Below are 22,157 nucleotides of genomic sequence, written 5' to 3'. Positions count from 1 at the left end.
CAATCAGTTCCTAAATACTTGCTTGCCGGCGTTGCTGGCAGCCGAAGAGTCTCCGACTGGCGATGTTTCCGGGGTTAATCCACAGAGTTATGCACAGCGGGTGGACAATGGGCTACTGAGCCACTCTAGGGGATGGAATCGCCAGAAGATAGCTGGGAAGTTGCTTGTGGATAATTACACCGTTGTGGTTCTGATTTGGGCCCTGTGAGCCACTTCATCCACAGGCTTCACCACACCCTTGGGCACAGCTGTGGATAGCTGTTGGGATGGCTCCCGGTTTGACTGAGGGTGCCTTTTTGCCCTAACGTTGTGAAGTCCTTTGTGTCCGCTTTTGAGATCAGCTGCATCACCGTACGTTTGACGTTCGGGAGGCAGCGGCGGCAGGCACATACAAAACTTAGCGTCGGCCAGTTCTTCCCCTTTTGATCGGGTGGGCGCACCTTTGATCCACTGGAGTAACTAACGTGAGCAAGCGGACTTTTCAGCCGAATAACCGCCGTCGGGCCAAGAAGCACGGCTTCCGCCTTCGTATGCGCACCCGTGCCGGCCGCGCCATCCTGGCTGCACGTCGCGGCAAGGGCCGCGTCGAACTGTCGGCGTAAATAACTGACTTGTCGGTCAGGGTCTTTTTGCGGGTTCGACGGTGCTAGCCACCCCTAACCGTCTGCGGACGTCTACCGACTTTTCAACAACTGTACGTTCCGGCGTCCGCAATGGACGCCGGAACTTAGTGTTATATACGGCCCCTATTGGGGCCGCGGAGCCGAGTCGAATCGGCTTCATTGTCTCCAAAGCCGTCGGGAACGCCGTGACCAGGAACCTCGTTAAGAGGAGACTGAGAGAAGCAGGCGCACTGTCCTTGCACACGCATGGAACGGGCCTGGCGGTAGTGGTCCGGGCATTGCCCGCAGCTGCATCTGCCAGCTGGGAGCAACTGCTCTCGGACTACAACGCCGCATTGGCAGTGACGACGAAGCGACTGGGTGGCTCAGCTCCACGCAGCGCTTCGCTGGACCACAACGGCACCACAAGGGAAGGGACACCGCGTGCATGACATAAGCACCGCCGTCGTTCCTTCCTCAGGTGACCCCTCCGGCATGGTTCCATCAAGGAATCTGCCGGCGGTGGTTGGCACATTCCTCTGGGAACTGCCCCGCAACATCCTTATTCTTTTGCTCAAGACGTACCGCAAGGTCATCTCGCCCCTGTACGGCCAGGTCTGCCGTTTCTTTCCTTCCTGCTCCGCGTACGCGCTGGAAGCAATAACGGTGCACGGCGCCGTGAAGGGTAGCTGGCTCGCAGCCAAAAGGCTCGCCAAATGCCATCCCTGGAACGCTGGTGGAGTGGACCATGTCCCCGCCGGTCACCGTCATTGGCCCGAAGGCCAGACGCCCACAATTGTTGTACTGAACAATCCGGACCAGTTCCTGGCTGCTCAGGCTGATGAAGAAGGCCGCACTGCGGCCTAACGAATAGGGATATCGTATGGACTTCTTTGGAACGATCATGTTTCCGTTCAAGTGGTTGGTGTCAATCATCATGGTTGGCTTCCACGACGGACTGAGCTTCATCGGCCTGCCAGCCGCCAATGGCTGGACGTGGACGCTGTCGATCATCGGCCTCGTGTTGGTGATCCGTGCCGCCCTGATCCCCGTGTTCGTGAAGCAGATCAAGGCCCAGCGCGGAATGCAACTGCTGCAGCCTGACTTGAAGAAGCTGCAGACCAAGTACAAGGGCAAGACCGATCAGCTCTCCCGCCAGGCCATGGCACAGGAGCAGATGGCCCTGTACAAGAAGCACGGCACCAACCCGTTCTCCGCATGTTTGCCCATGCTCATCCAGATGCCGTTCTTCTTCGCGCTGTTCCAGGTGCTCTCTGGTATTTCGACTGCCAAGAACGCTGGTGAAGGCATTGGTGCGCTGAGCCACGATCAGGTTGTTCAGTTCGATCAGTCGAGCATCTTCGGTGCGCCGTTGTCAGCATCTTTGCTTCACGGCGGTGCAGCTGGCAGCGAGGTTGCTGTCTGGACCCTCTCCATCGTCATGATCCTTGCCATGACAGCTTCGCAGTTCATCACGCAGAAGCAGATCATGGCCAAGAACATGTCCGAGGAAGCCTTGGCCAGCCCGTTCATGCGCCAGCAGAAGATGATGCTCTACATCCTGCCGCTCGTGTTCGGTATCGGTGGTATCAACTTCCCCATCGGTGTCCTCATCTACTGGACCACCACCAACCTCTGGACCATGGGCCAGCAATTCTTCGTTATCCGCCGCATGCCTACCCCGGGTTCCCCGGCAGCCAAGGCCTTGGAGGAGCGCCGCGCCGCGAAGGGCCTGCCGCCGTTGCTGGGTGGCAAGAAGAAGGACGACGACGCCGAGGCTGCGGCCGCTGCTGCTGCGGCTGAGATCAGGGCCCAGCGCGTCCAGCCACAACGTAAGAACAGGAAGAAGAAGTAATGTCTGCTGAGAGCACTGAAGATGTAACTGCCGCCGTGACTGAGGAACAGGACGACGTGCAGGAAGAGTCACTGTCCAAGACGGCCAGTCGTCTGGAAGAGGAAGGCGACATCGCTGCCGACTACCTCGAGGAACTCCTTGACATCGCTGATATCGATGGTGACATCGACATTGAGGTCCGGAACGGCCGCACGTACATCTCTATCGTCGCCGATGAAGAATCTGCGGCCCTGGACAGCCTGGTAGGTCGCGACGGTGAGGTCCTCGAAGCTCTGCAGGAGCTGACCCGGTTATCCGTTCTTTCGGCTACTGAAAGCCGTTCCCGCTTGGTGTTGGACATCAACGGTTACCGGAAGGAACGCGCCGGGGTTCTTCAGCAGATCGCCGAAGACGCCGTTGCCAAGGTCAAGGAAACCGGTGGAACTGTTGCCCTCGAGCCGATGAGCGCCTACGAGCGCAAGATCGTTCACGACGCCGTCGCTGACCTCGGATTCGTTTCCGAGTCCGAGGGCGAAGGCGCAGGTCGTCACATCGTAGTTTCGGCTGACTAGCGGCTCATGGTTGAAATCACCGCAACTGAACTGCAGGCGGCAGAGAAGATTTTTGGTGAGCGCTTGGATCTTGCCAAGCGCTATGTAGAGCATCTGGCTACGTCCGGAACCGAACGTGGCCTGATCGGTCCTCGTGAGATCCCGCGCTTGTGGAGCCGCCATGTCCTGAACTGTGCGGTCATCGAGTCGGCCATCCCCATGGACAGCCATGTGGCGGACGTTGGGTCCGGCGCAGGCCTTCCAGGGCTATGCCTTGCGATTGCCCGTCCCGACCTCGAATTGACTTTGATTGAACCTCTGGAGCGTCGCGTCATCTGGCTCCAGGAAGTCGTGGACGATCTTGGGCTGGACAACGTTACCGTCATGCGAACCCGCGCTGAACTGGCCGTGGGATTGGTGGACGCGGACGTAGTTACGGCACGCGCAGTTTCCGCTCTGTCCAACTTGGCTGGCCTGACCATCCCCCTGCTGAATGGCAAGGGCGAGGTTGTTGCCATCAAGGGACGAAGCGCAGCTGAAGAAATTGAGAAGGCCAAGAAAGTCATCCGCAAACTCGGTGGCGTGGAAACGTCCGTTGTGGTTTGTGGACAGGATCTTTTGGAGGAACCCACCACCGTGGTGAGGATCATCGTCAACAAGCCCGGAAAGACGGGCTAGTCACCGCTCGGTTTCCCGCGTGTCGGCGGCTGAGCAGTTAGGCTAGAGAACGGCAGCAAGCGCCGAATGAGAGTGAGAGTGTGACCAGTGGGCAGTAGCGAAACCTCCACGCAACGCATCCCCCCCTTTATGTCTTTGGGGTCCGCGCGGGCCATGGCCACACCCTCGGCGTCACTCCAGTCTGCGATTGTGCGCACTAATTCAGTTGATAATGCTGCCGTTTCACGTGAAACGCTGACGGATGAGGTTCACAACGTGATGGACTCCATCGATGATTCGAGCCCCATCGCCCGCCAACTGGCCAATGAGACGCGTCGACGTGAGCGTTTGATAGGACGCGAACTGCCTAAGCCTGATCGGACACGGATTTTTACTGTGTCCAACCAGAAGGGTGGCGTCGGCAAGACCACCACCACCGTCAACATTGCCGCCGCTTTGGCTTCCGCAGGACTGAATGTCCTGGTCATTGACATCGACCCCCAAGGCAATGCCTCTACAGCTCTGGGCATCGAGCACCACGCAGACGTGGACAGCATCTACGACGTCCTTATCAACGACCTTCCCTTGAAGGACGTCGTGGCTCCCTGCCCCGACATTCCCAACCTGATCTGCGCACCAGCCACCATCCACTTGGCCGGCGCCGAAATAGAGTTGGTTTCATTGGTGGCCCGCGAGCAGAGACTTCGCCGCGCCATTGACGTTTACTGCAAAGAGCGTGAGAAGAATGGTGAGGGACGTCTGGACTTCATCTTCATCGACTGCCCACCCAGCCTCGGCCTGTTGACTGTCAATGCGTTCTGCGCCGCCAGCGAGGTCCTCATTCCCATCCAGTGCGAGTACTACGCTCTGGAGGGGTTGAGCCAGCTCCTGAAGAACATCGAGATGATCCAGAAGCACCTCAATGCTGATCTGGTGGTTTCGACGATTCTCCTGACGATGTACGACGGCCGGACCAACCTCGCAGCACAGGTCGCCTCCGAGGTCCGCCAACACTTCCCACAGCAGGTTCTGAGCGCTGTGGTTCCCCGCTCGGTACGTATCTCTGAAGCCCCGAGCTACCAGCAGACCGTCATGACCTATGATCCTTCATCAAGCGGCGCGCTGTCCTACATGGAAGCCGCTGCCGAAATCGCTGAACGCTAGAATTCTTGAAACACTGCAACAGCCTGGGCCGGTCCGCGCTCGGCTATTCCATCGGAGGGATGAATCAATGAGCGAAAAGCGAAGGGGCCTCGGCAGGGGTCTTGGGGCTCTCATTCCTAGCTCGGCCGCGAGTTCCCAGGGAAACGGCGTCGCGCCCTCCCGACCAGTGGATCTGTTCTTTCCGGAAGCCCGTAAGACAGCAGAGCCAGTAGAGGCATCCATCGAGGATGCGGCTCCTGTTGGAACTGATGTCGATGCCGAGACCACGAGCATACCCAGTGGTTCTGACTCTGGCTCTGCGAAGGCACCCTCGAAATCTGCTGCTGCAAGCAAGTCCGTGGCAGCCAAGCCAGCCACCAAGCGTTCTTCATCTGCTCCCGCCAAGAATGCCGATCCAGATGAGACAGGTTCGACGCCGGTTGCCGCTCGTGCTGCTCGCACGTCGGCTACTCCGTCCGAGGTGGAATTGGTTGAGGTTCCGGGCGCCAGATTCGCCGAAATTCCCGTCACGGACATTCATCCCAACCGTAAACAGCCTCGATCTGTCTTCGATGAAGACGACATGGCCGAGCTCGTGCACTCCGTCAAGGAAATCGGCGTCCTCCAGCCAATTGTTGTACGTACTTCAACCGAAAAGGGTGGAGAACCGTATGAACTGGTAATGGGTGAGCGTCGATGGCGTGCCGTCCAAGCCGCTGGGCTGGAAACGATCCCGGCGATCGTGCGTGACACGACTGATGATGACCTACTTCGAGACGCTTTGCTGGAGAATCTGCACCGCAGCCAGCTGAATCCGTTGGAAGAGGCAGCTGCCTACCAGCAGCTTCTGGAGGACTTCGGAACAACCCATGAGCAGCTGGCCGACCGCATTGGTCGCTCCCGTCCCCAGGTGTCCAACACGCTGCGTCTGTTGAAGCTACCTCCGTTGGTGCAGCGCCGCGTCGCAGCCAGCGTCTTGTCAGCAGGCCATGCGCGTGCCCTCTTGGCGCTTCCTGATGCGGCAGCCATGGAGCGCCTTGCTCAGAAGATCGTCGCGGAAGGTATGTCGGTACGCGCCACCGAAGAGGCGGTGGCCTTGTACCAGGACCCCGCAGTGCCGGCCAAGAGCGCTATTCCGAAGCCTAATGCCAGGCACGAGCGTTTGGACTACTTGGCTTCCTCTCTTTCTGATCGTTTGGATACGAACGTGAAGATCACGCTGGGTGCCCGTAAGGGTCGCGTCAGCATCGAATTTGCCAGCGTGGAGGATCTCAACCGAATCATGGATGTTTTGGGGCCCGGCTCCGAAGACTAAATATTGTCCAAGCTAATGAATGGGGTTTGCCTGCGGGCAAGCCCCATTTTGTTGTGCTACTAGGTCTTGGATTTCGATGTTGCCGGCTCCTTTTTTGGCGCCAGGGTCGCAGGTGCCGCACTCCTGTGTCGACTAGTCCTGCGTGGTTTCACGTGAAACGTAGCGTCGTGCCGCCGAGAGAACCTGAGAACGCGTTGTTTCTCGTGATAGTCCCTAGGCAGCGTCCTATTCACATCTCTACCAGCTTTGCCGCCGTTTGGCCCCATGCAATAGGGTTCGTGGCTGCCGTAGTGTTGCAACTGCTGCCTCCATGTTGTCGCTTTCTGGCCAGTTTGCCCCTAACGCCATCCATGCACTGGGTCCACCGAGCTGGGAAGGGCTATCTTTAGGCCCTGAAGCCCTGGACGTGGCCTCCGTGTGCCGATCCGTCAACATGCCGGCTAGGGCCCCCGCCGATGCGCGTTAGTGGCATCTGGGGACTACTCGCACCTTTCGAGAGTGTGTCTCAGAAATATTATGGACGGTGCTTCCAACGCGTTCTCAGGGTTAGCGATTTCGACAATTCGAATGAGGGCACTGAGAACCCACCTGAGTTCAAGAGGGCTTTCATGCTGCGGCTCCCAAGGGATGCGTGCTTTCTGTTGCAGCCCATGCTTCCGTGCTCGATTGCTTCTTTGAACTCCAGATGTTTCACGTGAAACGGCAAGACTATCTGCGTCCTCTTCTCGTTTGACGCTCTATCACGCATTCTCCGCCTAATCTAAAGTGGCACTTTCCCTCTGCTTCGTTCCGAGGTCTGAAAGGTACTTCAAAGACGATGCTTCTTTGAGCAGGTGACCTAACCCCAGGAGATGAAATAGCGCTCCGGAAGCTAAGGACGTATTTTTCCTAGTTGCCGGCGACAAAAGCGATTGCCTGCCGGCTTCAACCATCGTTCAGATGCAGGCCGCTGGTGCTTGGCCCCAGGAGGGCGGAAGACCCCAGTCTTGCATCCTCGACCTGGGCTTCCGCTGATCCTCAGCAGTTCTTGTTCTGCGCCTTGGCTCATTAGATTCGGCTCACCATCGCTGTAGTGTGGCTAGCTCCTCTGATTCCGCGCACGCGACCTTGAAGTTTGGCGCTTGTTTCACGTGAAACATGTCGGACCCATTAGGAATTACATACCTGTTATTTGCTGGGCGTTCGAGACCGAGGCTGATGCCTGCCGCCAGGACTTGCGCGACCATCCCGTTCGAAGAATTGGCCTGATACGTTGGGCTGGAAGTAGAAGAGTCGGCCGACTGGCATGGTGGGCCAGTCAAGTCTGGAGCACTGCACTGGTTCGGCCGCTTCATGCGAGCCTCGGATGCCAGCTGCTCCGATACTGGCTGTACCTGTCGGAAGTGTATCCGTGGGCGATGCGTGGAATCGCCACGGAGGAGAGGTTCGACGTTTACCAATGGCCATTCGCCTCCGAATTGTACTGTGCGGACTGTTGGAGCGTCGCAAGGAGAGATCGTTCCTTCGGGAAACGCTGATGGTGAAGGTGCCAAGTCGGACGCTTCGCCCATCCCCCGTGGCGCCCCACAAATGGGCAGGACCTACAAGTTGCCTCTTCCAGGACGACGTCCTCCTTCGATAACAGCAACGGTGCAGTTCTCGCTGAACCTGATAGCCACTCCAGTAGGGACCCGTGGAGTATGACGTCCCGTATTGTCAGGATGTAGTAGGAGCGGATGTTGCCGTCTGGTTCGCGAGGGAAGGCTGACGCCGGGGCCCATTTCAAGCCTCCATTGTTGGACCTTCCCCGCGGACTGGTCTCCAAAGCGGATGGCGCCTCGAGCTTAGGCAGGTGACCGTCCCAGGTTCGTCGACCCCCGGCAATAGCCCTTCGCTCCGCTCTGGTTGAGTGGGAACATACCCCGCATCTTCAAGCTTCTATAGGGACAGCAATGACCTTTCGCGGCAGCGCGTCGCCATCGGATGGATGAGGAGGCTCCAGAGGATCGATTAGTTCAAGCTATGCATGGCGCCCAATACTGCTGATCGTCCTAGCCGCTTGTCTCTGGCCGGCAGTGTAGACGTAGCCGTCCGGGCAAAGCCCCGGGGGCTTGGTTCGACTCTGATGATACGCAGCAAGGACATCAGATGGGATTCGCTGCTCGATAGATCTGATGTTGTACGTCTCACTGCCATGCGTATTTCGGGTCTTCTACTTCGACTGCGGTCCCGCTCCGTTGAGGCGGACGTGGCAGCGTCCCGGGGTCAAGGGCTTTGCGCACGCTCACGGCCATCGTTCAGCCTCTTAGGAAAGCGTGTTCGTGTTTCACGTGAAACGTACAGTGGCGGCTAGGCGCTATTCACCAGGAGTGAAAGGCGAAAAAGTTTGGCTGTGAGTTTACACACTCGGCAGTGGATAACGCTGTGGATAACCTTGGGGATAAGTTTGTGGATATCGTAGGCGCTGAAGCTTCCCCTGAGTCGCGGATCTGACGTGTCCATCCATTTACACAGGGCGGCTGCGCCATGCTGGCATGATGCCCGTTTCACGTGAAACTTAGCCTCGTCAGAATTCGTGGATCTCTTGGCAAATGACCATGAAAGCCTTTGTTTTTTGGGATTTTTGGCCTTCGAAGGAGTGACCTTTCGCATGAGCCAAAGCGCCGTCCAGGTGTCCTCAGAACCCGTTCGAACCTGAGTGGCGGCGGACAGTCGAACAAGCCAGCAAGCCCCTCTGGTGTGTGCAAGAAATCGGCGGTGGAAAAGCCTGTGGATAACCATGTGCATAACGAGCTGGCTTGCCGTATCCATCATGACGTATCTGCTCTTGTCACAACGCCGTCGTGCTATCGACTCGCGCACCTATAGATGATTTTCCTGGATGTAATTGAGCCTGTGGGATCGGAAGTGAATCGCCGCGGCTGTCGTCGGTGGCCTTGGCTGGGCGTCCGTATCGGGCGCTCACCATGACGGGATTGCTGACGTCCGTCGAATACCGGGCCCAAGCGCAGCCAGAGTTAAGCAGTAACCCGAGGGACGTCTTCGTTTGATCGGATGTCTGCAGGTGTCCGGTAACAGGAAATTGGAGTTCGACAGAGGCAGGACTTCCCGGAACGACTTGTCCGCGGAGCTTTCATGGATCCGGATCAAAGAAGCCCTGAAGTAGATTCGGCCGCCTTGCGCAGTCTCTTGGTTCACGGCACTCTCCTTATGGTAGCCAGCATGGTTGAGCATCATCACCATGCTTAGGGAAGGTGTCTGCACCGCGGTTCGTCCGTGGAGTTGCAGGCTGGCAGGCCCTGAAACTTCCTGGGAATATTGATGACTGTTCCTATGCCGGGTTGGCCGCTTACAGCGGGTGCGGGTTCGTGGGAGAGAAACACAGGGCTCTTCAGGTTCAACAGTGCGCAGATGGAACCATGTGTGCGTTCCAGCATCGCATACAGCCGACGAGTGTTTCACGTGAAACATGTGCATCGCCGCGTTCTGGCACACTGCTATTGAACTTGAACGGAGCTCCCTCATTGAATGGCACGGGTGCAGAGGGTGCGCTTGCAATTTTGCCCCTTTGTTAGCGACGGAAGTGTGTCGCCTTCGGGAGGATGAAATTGTTGAGCGGGTCCCTCTCTCGTGCTCGAGTTGGGAATGGAGGTGTGTGGGAGGAATGTAGTTCAGAGTCGGCGACCGACTGTCGGCTGTTTCTCGACGCTGGACCGAATCGCCGTCCCCTCGGTATTCGTAAGTATGTGGCGCCCTAGAGGGCTGATCCGACGATTCGTTGAAAAGGCCACCGTTGCCCAAGGCAGCTGCCGTGGAGCAGAGATTCCCCGAGGAGTTCCCCGAGCGTATGTGGGCGCGTTTGGGCAGTAGCGGAGATTCCCGTCCTGGGCGCCATATCTGGGCTTCGGGGACCGGGGATGTCTCGCTGGTTAGCGGCTTGGCGAAAAGGGGTTCATGCCCAAATCCACAACCGGCTTCCCAAGCTCCTAGTGAGGCAAGGGCTTTCAGGAGGTGGGTTGTTCGAGGCGGGAAACGTGCGCTCAGTCCCGTGTTTCACGTGAAACGGACGGGACGGGATGGATGGTTGTCGAACAACGGATGCAACTGGATGTTGGGCTACAGGGGTGGTGCATTGAACGGGTGTATCGGCAGCGTCCCGAGCACGTACCTTGCGGAACCTCGTGAAGTACGAAGAGGCCTCCCGCCCTTGATGCTGACTGTTGTTAGAGCACGCCGTTGCAGAGCTGGTGTTCGCTGTCCCACACAAGACCCGGATGTGAGCGGCGTGAAGCTCCGAGCGCCACGTACAAGGGCTTTGAAGGCGCTAGGCGTTCTCGAGTAAGTGGAGGACTACCGGACACATGGTCGCACGGGTGGGGCTGTGCTGCCCTTTAGGAAGGCGCCATGGAGCGTGCTGGGTATTCCAGGACGGAAACGAATCACGCAGTCGGAGCAGCTCTCTATGAGACAGATTCGATGTTGGGTAACTCGTTCGAGGGACACGCACTCACACATGGAATCGTGTCAGGCGAACATCCCAGGATTGAACGTTCGCATCATCAACACTATTTTTCGAGGGCTGGTGCCGGTTGGATGTCAGATCCGGAGGCGGTTTTCCGTCAGCTTTGCAGATCCACGTAGTTGAGGTTGCTTGCTTGACCAGCAAGAACCACGGGAGGAATGTCACTGTAGAAATGCTACGAAGAATCTCGACAAAAGAGCCTCGAACGAGCTTTGCCGCGGAAGGGATACCTGTGGCCACTGCACTGAATTCGTAGAGCTATGCAGTTCTACGTGCCTTGGACCCGAGGACTCAGAATCTTCCGATCAAATATTCAGCCTCATGGCGGGCAGACTGTCCCCTGTTTCACGTGAAACAGGTACGAGGCGCTTCGGGCGTGACTTGGACGAGAAAGACTCTCGTCGAGCCTCAGACTTGAAGATCGTGAGGCGACCACGATTCTAACGACAGCCGGGCGATGTTTCACGTGAAACACGACTTGGTCCGCATCGGGCAGACGTAGACTACCCCTCGATGGTGTCGAGTCTTTCTCAATGCAGGGTGTCGACGCTGGAGCGTTGTTCAGGGTAAGCAGGGCCGACTGCAACCTTATCCCTGTTTGTGGGTTGATGTTTGCCAAGTCAATCGCCACATAGCCACCAGCATCGGGCAGCCGCATTCAGGGTAGAGCATAGGCGCGACGGCACGAGGACCCATTCGGCCGCGAATCCTAGAGCCAGCTGATGCCAGTGGCTACGAAGACTAACTGCGTGTGATTAGCGTACTTAGACCAGCAGAACACCTGGCAGACATGGCCGGATTGTACCTAGTGGGGAACGGGCGACTCGGCACCCAGAAAAACCGTCGTGAGAAGAGGGCGGCTTATAGGCCCAACTCTGCGCGCTGTAAAGCCAGCCGGTGGGATGCGAGAGAGGATCGGTGGAACGGGTCAGGATGTGAGTGAGGGTTTGGTGGAGCGGGTCAGGATGTGAGTGAGGGTTTGGTGGAACGGGTCAGGATGTGAGTGAGGGTTTGGTGGAACGGGTCAGGATGTGAGAGTGCCCCTATGTTTTTCGTCAAGCTGTTGATGGGTGTTTTGGTTGGTAGAGGGTGCTGTCGCGGAGCATGGCGTAGAGGGTGTCGCAGCGTCGTCGTGCGAGGGCGATGATGGCTTGGTTGTGGCGTTTGCCTTCGGCGCGTTTGCGTTCGTAGTAGGCGCGGGAGGGTGGGTCGTGGAGGGCGGCGAAGGCGGAGAGGAACAGGGTGCGTTTGAGGACTTTGTTGCCTTTTCTGGAAGCGTGCTCGCCCCGGATGGAGGACCCCGAGCGCCAGGTCACCGGTGCCAGACCTGGGTATGAGGCCAGGTGCGCGGCGGTAGGGAAATCTTTCCCGGCGACTTCGGTGAGGATTCGTGCAGCGGTCCTGATGCCCACGGCCGGCAGAGACATCAGGACCCGGTGAAGAGGGTGGGCCTCCACAAGGGCTTCAACCTGGGCGTAGACGGTCATCCGGGATTCATGAAGCCCGGAGAGCATCGCCGCGAGCTGCGGCAGGACGATGGTCGCAGCGTTCGTGCCCACGACAACAACTGATTGCTGGCCCAGGGCATCGATGATCTCATCAGCCAGGCGTTCGCCCAGCCGTGGGGCGAGTTTGGTCAGCCGGTTCCCGATCCGGCGCCGGCCGGCGTGACGGAGCGCTTCAGGGGTCGGCCAGGTCCGCAGCAGGTCCAGCACCGCAGGATGGCCCATGTAAGGTCCCAACACCCGTTCCAGAGCTGGGTGGATCTGGTTCAACAACCCGCGGATCCGGTTCGAAGTAGCCGTGGCCTGCTTGGCCAGATCATCATCGAAGCCGCAGAGCATGCTCAATTCCGCGAGTTGTTCATCGGCCAACCGGACCGAGCGCAGGGCATGAGGCATGGTCCTGGCGGCCTCGGCGATGATGAACGCGTCCCGGGCGTCGGTCTTCGCTTCTCCGGGATGCAGGTCCGCGATCCGGCGCATTGCCAGCCCCGGCAGATACCCGATCAGGACACCGGCAGCCTGGGCAACCGCTACCGGCAGCGCCCCGATCGTCGCGGGCTGGTCCACCACCAACAGGACCCGTCCCTTGCCCTCCAACCCGGCAAGGATTTCCCGGATCTTTGCTTCGTCGTTGGGCAGGGCCTTATCCAGCAGTTTCTTGCCGGCCTGGTCCAAGGCAACGGCGTGATGGACGCCTTTGCCAACATCCAGCCCGACGAATACGTCAGCGGTTTCATGATTCTCGATCACCCTTGGCACCTCCGGTCGTAGTCAGCTGCCTGTGCTGGCCTGTCCGCGGTGTCAGGGCCCGGCATCCACGTTACGCACGACGTTCCCGAACTGTCCTGCCCCTATTAGCGGTCTCCCCGGCACCTGCCAATCCCGGTGACAACACTCTCAAGATCATCGATCGACAGAGGGTTGAAATCATGCCGGGACCAGCAGGCCAGCACACCCACATCCTGCACCAGGAAACGGGCTACGAAAAACGTAACGAGGGTTTGGTGGAACGGGTCAGGATGTGGGAGAGGGGTTGGTGGAGCGGGTCAGGATGTGAGTGAGGGTTTGGTGGAGCGGGTCAGGATGTGAGCGAGGGATCGTTTTTGCCTACCCCAGGTAAGGTCAACACAGTTCGCTGGCTTCAGCGAACATTCAAGGCGTCTGGCACAATCAAACATCGAATAACAAACGCTATGGGGTGCAATTCGGCCAAACGCCAAAAAACCGGCGGCTGCCACTCCCTCAGGAATGGCAGCCGCCGACTTTTATTGACTAGCTAAGGAATTGAGCCTAGGACAAGACGTCCGCAAATTCCTTTTCGAAGAACTGCTTTGGCTTGGCGCCAATGACGGTGCTCTTCACTTCGCCCCCGCTGAACAGGTATACAGCCGGGATGGACGTGATGCCGTATTCGGCAGCGATGGCAGGATTGTCGTCGACGTTGAGTTTCACGACGTCAACCTTCTCGCCGTATTCCACGGAGATCTCGTCGAGGATGGGGCCGAGCTTGCGGCAGGGACCGCACCACTCCGCCCAGAAATCCACGATGACAGGCTTCTCGGAAGCCAGGACATCCGTGCTGAAGCTTGCGTCAGTTACGTCTTTAGCGTTGCTCATAACTTTTCCCTTCGTATGGTTGCTGGTCTGGTGAAGCTCAGGAGTGCAGGTCTGCGAGGTAGTGTTCGACGTCGAGGGCCGCCACGCAACCGGAGCCCGAAGCCGTAATGGCCTGGCGGTAGGTGGGATCGATGACGTCACCTGCGGCAAACACACCGCTGATGTTGGTCCGGGAAGTCCGGCCCTCAACGGCGATGGTTCCCTCGGGGGTCAGATCAACTTTGCCCTTCACGAGTTCCGTGCGGGGATCGTTGCCAATGGCTACGAAGACGCCGGTGACGTCGAGTTCGGATTCGGTACCGTCCACCAGGTTTTTGAGCTTGAGGCCCGTGACCTTGTCTCCGCCGAGGACGTCCTCCACAGCAGTGTTCCAAATGAAGTTGATCTTCTCGTGCGCCTGGGCACGGTCGCCCATAATCTTGGAAGCCTTCAGGGTGTCGCGCCGGTGGACCACTGTGACTGACTTTGCGAACTTGGTCAGGAAGAGAGCTTCTTCCATGGCGGAGTCGCCACCGCCGATAACGGCGATGTCCTGGTCCTTGAAGAAGAAACCGTCGCAGGTTGCACACCAGCTAACGCCGTGACCCGACAAGCGCTTCTCGTTCTCAAGTCCAAGTTCACGGTAGGCCGAACCGGTGGACAGGATGATGGCCTTCGCCTGGAAAGTCTCCCCCGTGCCGATGGTGACCGACTTGACGTCGCCGTCGAGGTCCAACTGGGTGACATCCTCGAAGAGAATCTCGGTGCCGAAGCGGGCTGCCTGCTTTTCGAAGTTTTCCATGAGGTCGGGACCCATGATGCCCTCGGGGAAACCCGGGTAGTTTTCCACGTCCGTGGTGTTCATCAATTCGCCACCAGCAGTGACGGAACCGGCAATGAGCAGAGGCTTCATGTTGGCGCGGGCGGTGTAAACGGCGGCTGTATAACCGGCAGGGCCTGAACCTACGATGATGACATCACGCACCTGCGATGCGCTGTTTTCTGCAATGCTCACGTGGCGTGAACCTCTTCCTTAGTCGATGCTGCGGCTTTCGGGGCAGCCACCTGACTCAACCCCTGTAACGGTCCAAATATTCCGTTGGATTTGGAGAGCCTAAAACCCACCATCATTCAGGGTACCGTCTGGAGGCTCGGCCAATCGAAGCGGGGACGCCGGATGACTGGGAGCCACATCAATCACAATGCCGGGTGCACATGCAAAAAAGTAGGTAGCCAATGTTGTGGGGCATATTGGCTACCTACTAAGCGGGCGGAGAACGAAACTACTGGACCGTGACCTCGGCCAAACGCAGGCCAAATCCGAACTGCGTCTTGGGAGCTGCAAGTTTAGGCAGTGTCTTGATGACCACAATGACGTACTGGGTTTGGGTAGGCGCAGCCAGCGGCATGGTCAGCTCCGGTGAGGTGAAGCTGTTGGTGCCGACGAGCTTGGCGCCGTCCATCGCAGGACGATCGTTGGTGTAAACGCTGATGCTTCCGCCCGAGCCACCCAGCTGGTTGAGCACCACAGACTTGACCTCTGCCGGCTGCTTGAGCTTCACCACCAAGGGCATCTCACCCGAGAGTCCACCCCAGTTGGCCGTAGCGAACTCCATGTCGGACCAGTAACTCGCCGGGTTGCCATCAAATGCTTTGGGAAGGTCTTTGTCGAACGATGCGGCGAAGGGGAAATCACCGAGGCGCGTAATCCCATCGATGGCCGGAGGCGTTGCTGGGGCTGCGGTCTCGCTGGGCGTCGGTTTTTCGGATTCGGAGCCCGTTGACGGCGTGGACGCGGCCGTTTTGTCCGAAGCTTTTGGCGCGCCGCTCGGCAGGAGGCTGCCCAGGTTGGTGACTGCCAGGACGAGTCCCACGATCAACACAGCCGCAAGCAGGCCGCCCACGAGCCAGCGCAGGGAACGCGGCTCGCGTTCAGGGGTTTCGTCCTCGTAGACCTCTTCGTCTTCGTAGTCTTCAGTAGCAGCGGCCGACGCCGGGAAGCTGGTGGGAGCACGATCGTAACCGGAGTCTGAGGTACCTCCACCGGTGGCTTGGGCGCCGCCCCCGGCGGCGAGGCCATAGTCCTCTTCGGACCACAGGGACACCTTTGGTTCTCCGGCAGGCTCGCGGCTCGGTGTGGGCTGCGAGGTCACCGGCTGCGAAGCCACGGGCTGCGAAGAGACGGCTTGGGTAGGCGGCTGAACCGGGGCAACAGGCGGCGTTTCAGCAGGTGACGCCCCGGACGACGGCGATGGTACAGCTTGTGTCCGCGGCTGGGTTCCCGTGGAAGCCCCACTCGCGGCAGCCCCGGCGTCGTGGTTCTTGGATCCGGCGTTCTTCAGCGCGGCAGCGGCGGCAACGCCGGCTGCCCCGGCACCAGCCGCAGCGGCAGCAAGTTTTCCAGCGAGGCCACTCTTGGCCGACGACGGGCTGGATGACGGCATAGGCGGAACGCTGCCGGCCGGCGCAGCTGGTGCCTCGTGGGCAGCATCCGAGTCCGATCGAACCGGATAGCCACTTTCGTCGTACTGGATGTACTCGGCCTCGTGCTCATCATCTTCGTAGAGGCCGTCATAAGTTTCTGGCTCATAAGTGCGCGGCTGGCCGAAGATCTCGCTGCCGAGGGTTTCCGTAAAGAACGGTTCCACATAGGGCGGATTCGTGGCGACCACGAGGTCCAGGAGGTCCGGTGCGGTGCTGTGGTTGGTGATCAGGTAAGTGGTGTTGTCGCTGACTCCGAGGTCCAGGATCTGGACATGTCCGGGGCGCTCCCCCGTGGCAACTTCGCGGGCGCTCTGTGCTACCTGCTCGGCATTTCCGGGACCGGCAACGAGGATGCTGACGGGGCGGTTGAGGACCTGGTCCACGCCGTCGAGCACCAGATCTTGGTCATGCGAGGTCAATACGGTGGCCGTGACCTTATAGCGGCCGCCAAGCACTGATCCGACGTCGATCGGGTGGGACACGTGTTCCTCCTAGGCTGTCCGGGAGCTGCGGGTCCTGCACGCGGTCAGCCCGGCGAGCCGGTTGTACCGCTTTTGCAACTACCTGTATTCATTTCTAGCCTAGCCGATTGCCGCCCGACGCCCACGTTGACGGCACCGGTTCACTTTCTCCGCTTCCGCCTTGTGTGCTGTGCAGCGTCCCGGGTGGCTGGAAAATACGGATTGTGCCCAGGGTCGCCTTGGTAGGTGCGCCGGCCTGGCAACGGGACCTGTGGCCGGAACTTCCCGCCTTGGGCCGTGCTGGGCACGTCCTCGTCGGGCAGGTAGGTCTTGGGAGCATCCTGCGCGTCCGGGGTGGGCGAAGGAGCACGCGTAGGCTCCACAGCCGGGCCGGCCCTGAACGAGGCAGCATCGAACTCGCCCGAGATGCGCGGAATCAAGCCTGTATCGTCCGAGACCGTGGCGCGTGCCGCCGTCGTGGGTTCGGCAGCGGCCCCCGCGACGGCAGGTGCGCCGCGGCCAAAGCGGCCCATCAGCGGACGCATGAGGTCGCGGAGCTCGGTGACGTGGAAGACGCGAAGCAGTAGCAGATAGGCCACCAGCATGACGGGTCCGACGACGACCACGGTCACCAGGGCGGCGGGCCGGCTGCTCCACGCAAAACCGTCGGCACGGTAGCTCCCCAGGAGCCAAAGCGCCAGGGCGCCCGCAATCGCCGAGCCGAGGCCCGCGTAGCCCATGCGGATGTACGAGTTGGCGATGCGTGGGCCGTCCAGATGTCCCAGCATCCTGCGGAGGAACCACACGCTGATGACTACGGAAAGTATGTTGCCCAAGGTATAGAGGACGGCGATCGCATAGATGATCTGGCCCACCGGCAGGAACTGGATGATGAACGCACCCACGACGTAAACCACGGCGAGCAGCAGCTGCACATAAAGGGGTGTGCGCGCGTCCTCGTTGGCGTAAAACACTCGGGACATCATGAAGTTCGCGCTCATGAAGGGAGTACTCAGAGCCAGGATCGTGAGCGTCTGGGCGAGCATAACGCCGTCCTGTGGCTTTCCACCGGAGAAGAACATGCCCAACGGACCGGCCAGCGCGAACAATGCCAGGGCGCCAAAAACTGTTGCGACAGCCATGGTGCGCAGGCCATGGGAGAGGGCGTCGCGCAGCTCGGCCTTGTTGCCGTCCTGCGACGCGCGCGTCATGCGGTTAAAGAGGACGGTAGCCAGCGACAGCGCGATGATCGAATGCGGCAGCAAGTACAGCTGGCTTGCGACTTCGAGCACTGCGTTACCGGGCAGCGTGGATGCCGCAGTGGTTTGCCCGGAGTTGTCCAGGCGGAGCCGCTCGGCGCCGGGAATGGTGGCGATCTTCATGACGTACAGGAATGCCAATTGCCCGACGGCGGCAGTCAGCAGCGTCCACACGCTCAACTTGGCTGCCTGGCCAAGTCCAACACCGCGCCAACCGAAGCGCGGCCGCAGGCCCAGCCGCAGCCTCATGACGGGGATCAGCAGGATGGCCGTTTGGGCAATCACACCGAACGTGGAGAACCCGGCAATCAGGAAGGTCTGTGTTGGTCCCCAATTATCCAGCGTGTGCGGGTTGGTGTAGTTGGCACCCAGGATCCAGATGAACATGCCCAGGCCGGCGATGGCCACCACGTTGTTGAGGATGGGAGCCCACATGGCGGGGCCAAAGGCACCGTGCGCATTCAGGACCTGTGTAAGAAGTGCGTAAAGGCCGTAGAAGAAGATCTGCGGGAGGCACCAGAATGCGAAAGTTACCGCCAGGGCCTTCTGCTGTTCCGAGTAGCCCTGGGTGGTGAGGTCGATAACTATGGGCGCGGCGAGTGTCACCAAGGCCGTCAACGCCAGTAGAACCAACACGGCCAAGGTCAGGAGTCGACTTATGTAATCGGCGCCGCTGTCCGCCCCCTTACTGGCCTTAATGATTTGCGGGACCAGGACGGCGTTAAACACGCCACCGGCCACCAACAGGAAGATCAGGTTGGGCAGGTTGTTCGCGTTGATGAACGTGTCATTGACCGTGGAACCAAGCCCGAGCGCGGCGCCGAGCATCCACGTTTTGGCGAAGCCAAGGAACCGGGAAACGAGCGTCCCTGCGGCCATGATGGCGCTGGAACGTGCTTCTCCGGATTGAACGGACTGAGTAGTTTTGGCTTCAGACATCGCCTTTATCGTCCCATGCACCCGGGTCAGAGGTGCTCGGGAAGCACCTCCCGCGCCAAATCGGCGATGCGGCGTTCATTCGGGAAAGACAATTTGCGGGCTAATTCCTGGATGGGAACCCATGCGGCGTCCACGGCCTCCTGGTCCGGATCATTCTCGATTGTGAGCTCGCCGCCGGTGGCCTGAAGCAGGAAATGGTGCACAGTCTTGTGGACCCGGTGGCCGCTCACAGTGAACCAGTAATCGATGCTCCCCAAAGGTGCAAGGATGCTTCCCTCGATGCCGGTTTCCTCGGCGATCTCACGGACGGCGGCTTCCTCGTTGTTCTCCCGGCCTTCCGGATGGCCTTTGGGCAGGCACCATTCAAGCCGGCCACCCCTATTAAGGCGGGCGATAATCGCAACCCGGAGTTCGCCGTCGGACGTGTCCACCACGACGCCGCCCGCCGAGACTTCCTCCACAGTGGGAAGCGAGGCCTGGACCGGGTGCTGCGGGGCAGGCGCGACGTGGGCGCCGATTGCCGACGGCAACGGTGCGTTCGTCCTCCTGCCAGGAGCGCTCGGGATCGGATTGGCCATGAAGTCCACTCTAACGACTCTTGCCCTCCAGTGATGACCGGGACATGGCCACAAGATGGACGGCAGGAGACACGCGTGACGGGTCCGCTGGTTTTCGGATGCAACTGTGGCCCAATGCTGCACAAAAATCTGCCAAGCTTAAGGAACTATGGCGCACGTATTGGACAGCTCTTCAGTTAACTTCACCATCGATCCGGTGGTGCTCGACCTCGGGCAGCGCTTTGTCGATGCCGGCTTCGAGCTGTCCTTGGTTGGTGGACCTGTGCGCGACCTTTTCCTGGGGAGGAACTCCCCGGACCTGGACTTCACCACCGACGCGACACCCGACCAGACGATCTCCGTCATCAAGAAATGGGCGGACAACTTCTGGGAAATTGGACGCGCCTTCGGCACAATCGGGATGAAGAAGAACGGCTTCCAGATCGAGGTCACCACCTACCGTGCCGAAGCATACGATCCCGATTCGCGTAAGCCCGTAGTCGCCTTTGGCAATTCATTGACCGAGGACCTGCTCCGCCGCGACTTCACCATCAACGCCATGGCCTTGCGCCTGCCGAGCCTGGAGCTGGTGGACCCGTTCGGTGGCGTCCGTGACCTCCACGCCTCCGAACTCGCCACACCCGGTGCGCCTGAGGCGTCCTTCTCTGATGACCCCCTGCGCATGATGCGTGCAGCGCGTTTCGCGTCCCAGCTTGGCGTGTCGGTTCACGACGACGTCCGGCTCGCCATGTCCCAGATGGCCGATCGCATCAAAATCATCTCAGCCGAGCGGGTCCGCGATGAACTGGTCAAGCTGATCAACGGTGCGCACCCGCGCGTGGGGATCGATCTCCTGGTGGACACAGGGCTGGCCGAATTTGTCCTTCCCGAGGTCTCCGCGCTTCGCCTCGAAGCCGATGAACACCACCGCCACAAGGACGTGTACCAGCACTCCCTGCAGGTCCTCGAACAGGCGGCCGCGCTGGAAACCGGCCCGGACGGTGCGGTTCCAGGCCCCGACTTTGTGCTTCGTTTCGCCGCTTTAATGCACGACGTCGGCAAGCCGGCTACGCGCCGGTTCGAACCGGGCGGCGCGGTGAGCTTCAGGCATCACGACGTTGTGGGTGCGAAGCTGACAGCCAAGCGAATGAAGGCCCTGAGGTTCGACAATGAGTCCATCAAGGCAGTGGCGCGACTCGTGGAGTTGCACATGCGGTTCTACGGTTACGGAGACGCCGGCTGGACCGATTCTGCCGTCCGCCGATACGTGACCGACGCCGGTCCGCTGCTGGAACGCCTGCACCGCCTGACACGATCCGACGTCACCACGCGTAACCAGCGCAAGGCCGACCGATTGTCCTTCGCCTACGATGACCTTGAGCATCGAATCTCTGCCCTCTTGGAACAGGAATCGTTGGCAGCTGTCCGGCCTGACCTTGACGGAGCGCAGATTATGGCGCTTCTGGGGCTAAAGCCGGGTCCCGTTGTCGGCCGGGCCTACAAGTTTCTTCTCGAGGAACGGATGGAACACGGACCGCTGTCTCCCGAGGAAGCCGAGAAGAAGCTCTTGGCGTGGTGGGAAGCGCAACCCGAGTCCGCCGTCGTCGATCCTTCAACCGAAACTGCCGCAGAAACCAAGGAGTCCTAATTGAACGCCGCGATCTCCCCGCGTCCGCAACTCTGGATCCTTCGCCACGGCGAGACGGAATGGTCCAAGAGCGGTCAGTACACAGGCTTGACCGACCTTCCCTTGACCGTTGAGGGCGAACAGCAGGCCGTTGAAGCACGCAAAGTCCTTGAAGGCATCGATTTTGACCTCGTTCTGACCTCTCCACTGCGTCGCGCCCGCCGCACGGCAGAACTGGCCGGCTTTCCCGACGCCGTACACGAGCCGCTGGCAGTCGAATGGAACTATGGCGATTATGAGGGCATCAGCTCCGACCTCATCCGCAAGGACAACCCGGACTACCTGATCTGGTTCGACGGCGTGCCCAACGGCGAAACGTTGGACGAAGTAGCTGCCCGCGCCGACAAGATCATTGGACGTGTCCTGGAGTCAGGAATGGACAATGTGTTGGTAGTGGCACATGGCCATTTCTCACGTATTCTCACGGCCCGTTGGTTGGAAATGGATGCAAAGGAAGGCCGCCACTTCATTCTTGGAACAGCCAAGGTGTGCACGCTTGGCTGGGATAAGCGGACGCCGGCGATTGTCCGCTGGGGTCTCTGAGAACGCGAATTTAGAAAAACTTTGGCTAAATAGCGAATTGTGCTGGCCAAACTCCAAGTTCATGCGGTAGCTTATATCTTGTTCCCAGAGCGACCCGCCGGGAACGAGGCGCGCATTACCCCGGTTAATCAGTCGGACATAATGCCACAGCAAAGAAGGAGGTTGGGAGAAATGATTACTTTGACTAGCGGATGGAATGTGACCGTTACCGCTACCCCGGCCTCCTGCGCTGATCGACGCCATTTTTCGAAGCACTGACCACTCCCTGAACCATCGGACCGGCTCCAACGCCGGCGATCTTCATGGCCACCCGTCCGGGGTGGCGTTCTGAGTAGCCAGTTGTAGGCGCAGACCCACGCAACAAGCCGCGGGTGCGCAGTTTCCCCAAAGTTCGGAACCAGCTTCTTGTTGGGGACGGCTGCAGGAAGCACACGCAATTGTGCACGATCATTCGTGCTTCGGCATCGGTCTGCTTACTCCCCCTATTAGCGTCGGCTATTTGTGTGCTCTTTTATGCCTTGAT

Annotated in this window: 15 protein-coding genes and 1 pseudogene; 10 read left to right on the top strand and 6 right to left on the bottom strand. The window is 59.6% G+C overall.

The genetic code is table 11. From position 1 onward, the window contains the following. The first annotated feature begins 464 nt into the window (after positions 1-464). The 8 genes from rpmH (at position 465) to LDN75_RS24075 (ending at position 6,102) form a co-directional block, all read left to right on the top strand. The gene (gene rpmH / locus LDN75_RS24110) at positions 465-602 is read left to right on the top strand and encodes a 50S ribosomal protein L34 (RefSeq protein ID WP_011776797.1); all 138 of its coding nucleotides are present in this window, start codon (positions 465-467) and stop codon (positions 600-602) included. Positions 603-643: 41 nt separating this feature from the next. After that, positions 644-1,054, top strand: a complete 411-nt coding sequence (gene rnpA / locus LDN75_RS24105; protein ID WP_223935180.1) for a ribonuclease P protein component — start codon at positions 644-646, stop codon at positions 1,052-1,054. A gap of 43 nt (positions 1,055-1,097) precedes the next feature. Beyond that, complete coding sequence (yidD, locus tag LDN75_RS24100; RefSeq protein WP_223937679.1) at positions 1,098-1,469, top strand: membrane protein insertion efficiency factor YidD; 372 nt, start codon at positions 1,098-1,100, stop codon at positions 1,467-1,469. Positions 1,470-1,485: 16 nt separating this feature from the next. Next, positions 1,486-2,457, top strand: coding sequence for a membrane protein insertase YidC (gene yidC / locus LDN75_RS24095; protein WP_223935179.1), 972 nt, complete (start codon positions 1,486-1,488; stop codon positions 2,455-2,457). Next, positions 2,457-3,008, top strand: coding sequence for a R3H domain-containing nucleic acid-binding protein (locus LDN75_RS24090; RefSeq protein ID WP_223935178.1), 552 nt, complete (start codon positions 2,457-2,459; stop codon positions 3,006-3,008). The genes yidC and LDN75_RS24090 overlap by 1 nt, the downstream gene beginning before the upstream one ends. A 6-nt stretch (positions 3,009-3,014) precedes the next feature. After that, positions 3,015-3,665 carry a 16S rRNA (guanine(527)-N(7))-methyltransferase RsmG gene (rsmG, locus tag LDN75_RS24085; protein WP_223935177.1) on the top strand — a complete coding sequence of 217 codons (651 nt, stop codon included), beginning with the start codon at positions 3,015-3,017 and terminating at the stop codon, positions 3,663-3,665. An 87-nt stretch (positions 3,666-3,752) separates the two neighbouring features. Then, positions 3,753-4,808 carry a ParA family protein gene (locus LDN75_RS24080; RefSeq protein WP_223935176.1) on the top strand — a complete coding sequence of 352 codons (1,056 nt, stop codon included), beginning with the start codon at positions 3,753-3,755 and terminating at the stop codon, positions 4,806-4,808. A gap of 67 nt (positions 4,809-4,875) precedes the next feature. Further along, on the top strand, positions 4,876-6,102 hold the full coding sequence (locus tag LDN75_RS24075) for a ParB/RepB/Spo0J family partition protein (protein ID WP_223935175.1): 1,227 nt from the start codon (positions 4,876-4,878) through the stop codon (positions 6,100-6,102). A 5,556-nt stretch (positions 6,103-11,658) separates the two neighbouring features. Here the strand turns inward: LDN75_RS24075 and LDN75_RS24070 are convergent. The 6 genes and pseudogenes from LDN75_RS24070 to LDN75_RS24045 form a co-directional block, all read right to left on the bottom strand. Beyond that, positions 11,659-12,923, bottom strand: a pseudogene (locus LDN75_RS24070) (IS110 family transposase). A gap of 475 nt (positions 12,924-13,398) precedes the next feature. Next, the gene (trxA, locus tag LDN75_RS24065; protein WP_216924410.1) at positions 13,399-13,725 is read right to left on the bottom strand and encodes a thioredoxin; all 327 of its coding nucleotides are present in this window, start codon (positions 13,723-13,725) and stop codon (positions 13,399-13,401) included. Between the two features lie 37 nt (positions 13,726-13,762). Beyond that, positions 13,763-14,719 (bottom strand): thioredoxin-disulfide reductase, encoded by a 957-nt coding sequence (gene trxB, locus LDN75_RS24060; protein WP_223935174.1) that lies wholly within the window; start codon positions 14,717-14,719, stop codon positions 13,763-13,765. A 268-nt stretch (positions 14,720-14,987) separates the two neighbouring features. After that, entirely contained in the window at positions 14,988-16,670 is a 1,683-nt protein-coding gene (locus LDN75_RS24055) for an ABC transporter substrate-binding protein (protein ID WP_223935173.1), read from the bottom strand. Between the two features lie 140 nt (positions 16,671-16,810). Beyond that, positions 16,811-18,847 (bottom strand): murein biosynthesis integral membrane protein MurJ, encoded by a 2,037-nt coding sequence (murJ, locus tag LDN75_RS24050; protein WP_223935172.1) that lies wholly within the window; start codon positions 18,845-18,847, stop codon positions 16,811-16,813. Positions 18,848-18,873: 26 nt separating this feature from the next. Then, positions 18,874-19,377 carry an NUDIX hydrolase gene (locus LDN75_RS24045; RefSeq protein ID WP_090822121.1) on the bottom strand — a complete coding sequence of 168 codons (504 nt, stop codon included), beginning with the start codon at positions 19,375-19,377 and terminating at the stop codon, positions 18,874-18,876. 196 nt (positions 19,378-19,573) lie between these two features. On the opposite strand from LDN75_RS24045, the gene LDN75_RS24040 reads away from it, so the two are divergent. Continuing rightward, positions 19,574-21,052 (top strand): CCA tRNA nucleotidyltransferase, encoded by a 1,479-nt coding sequence (locus LDN75_RS24040; protein ID WP_223935171.1) that lies wholly within the window; start codon positions 19,574-19,576, stop codon positions 21,050-21,052. Then, complete coding sequence (locus LDN75_RS24035; RefSeq protein WP_223935170.1) at positions 21,053-21,634, top strand: histidine phosphatase family protein; 582 nt, start codon at positions 21,053-21,055, stop codon at positions 21,632-21,634. It begins immediately after the preceding gene. The last annotated feature ends 523 nt before the right edge of the window (positions 21,635-22,157 follow it).

It is taken from the genome of Arthrobacter sp. StoSoilB5 (genome assembly GCF_019977235.1).
GTDB lineage: Bacteria > Actinomycetota > Actinomycetes > Actinomycetales > Micrococcaceae > Arthrobacter.
Note: the sequence above shows the minus strand (reverse complement) of the source record. Positions and strands in the feature narration are given on the sequence as shown.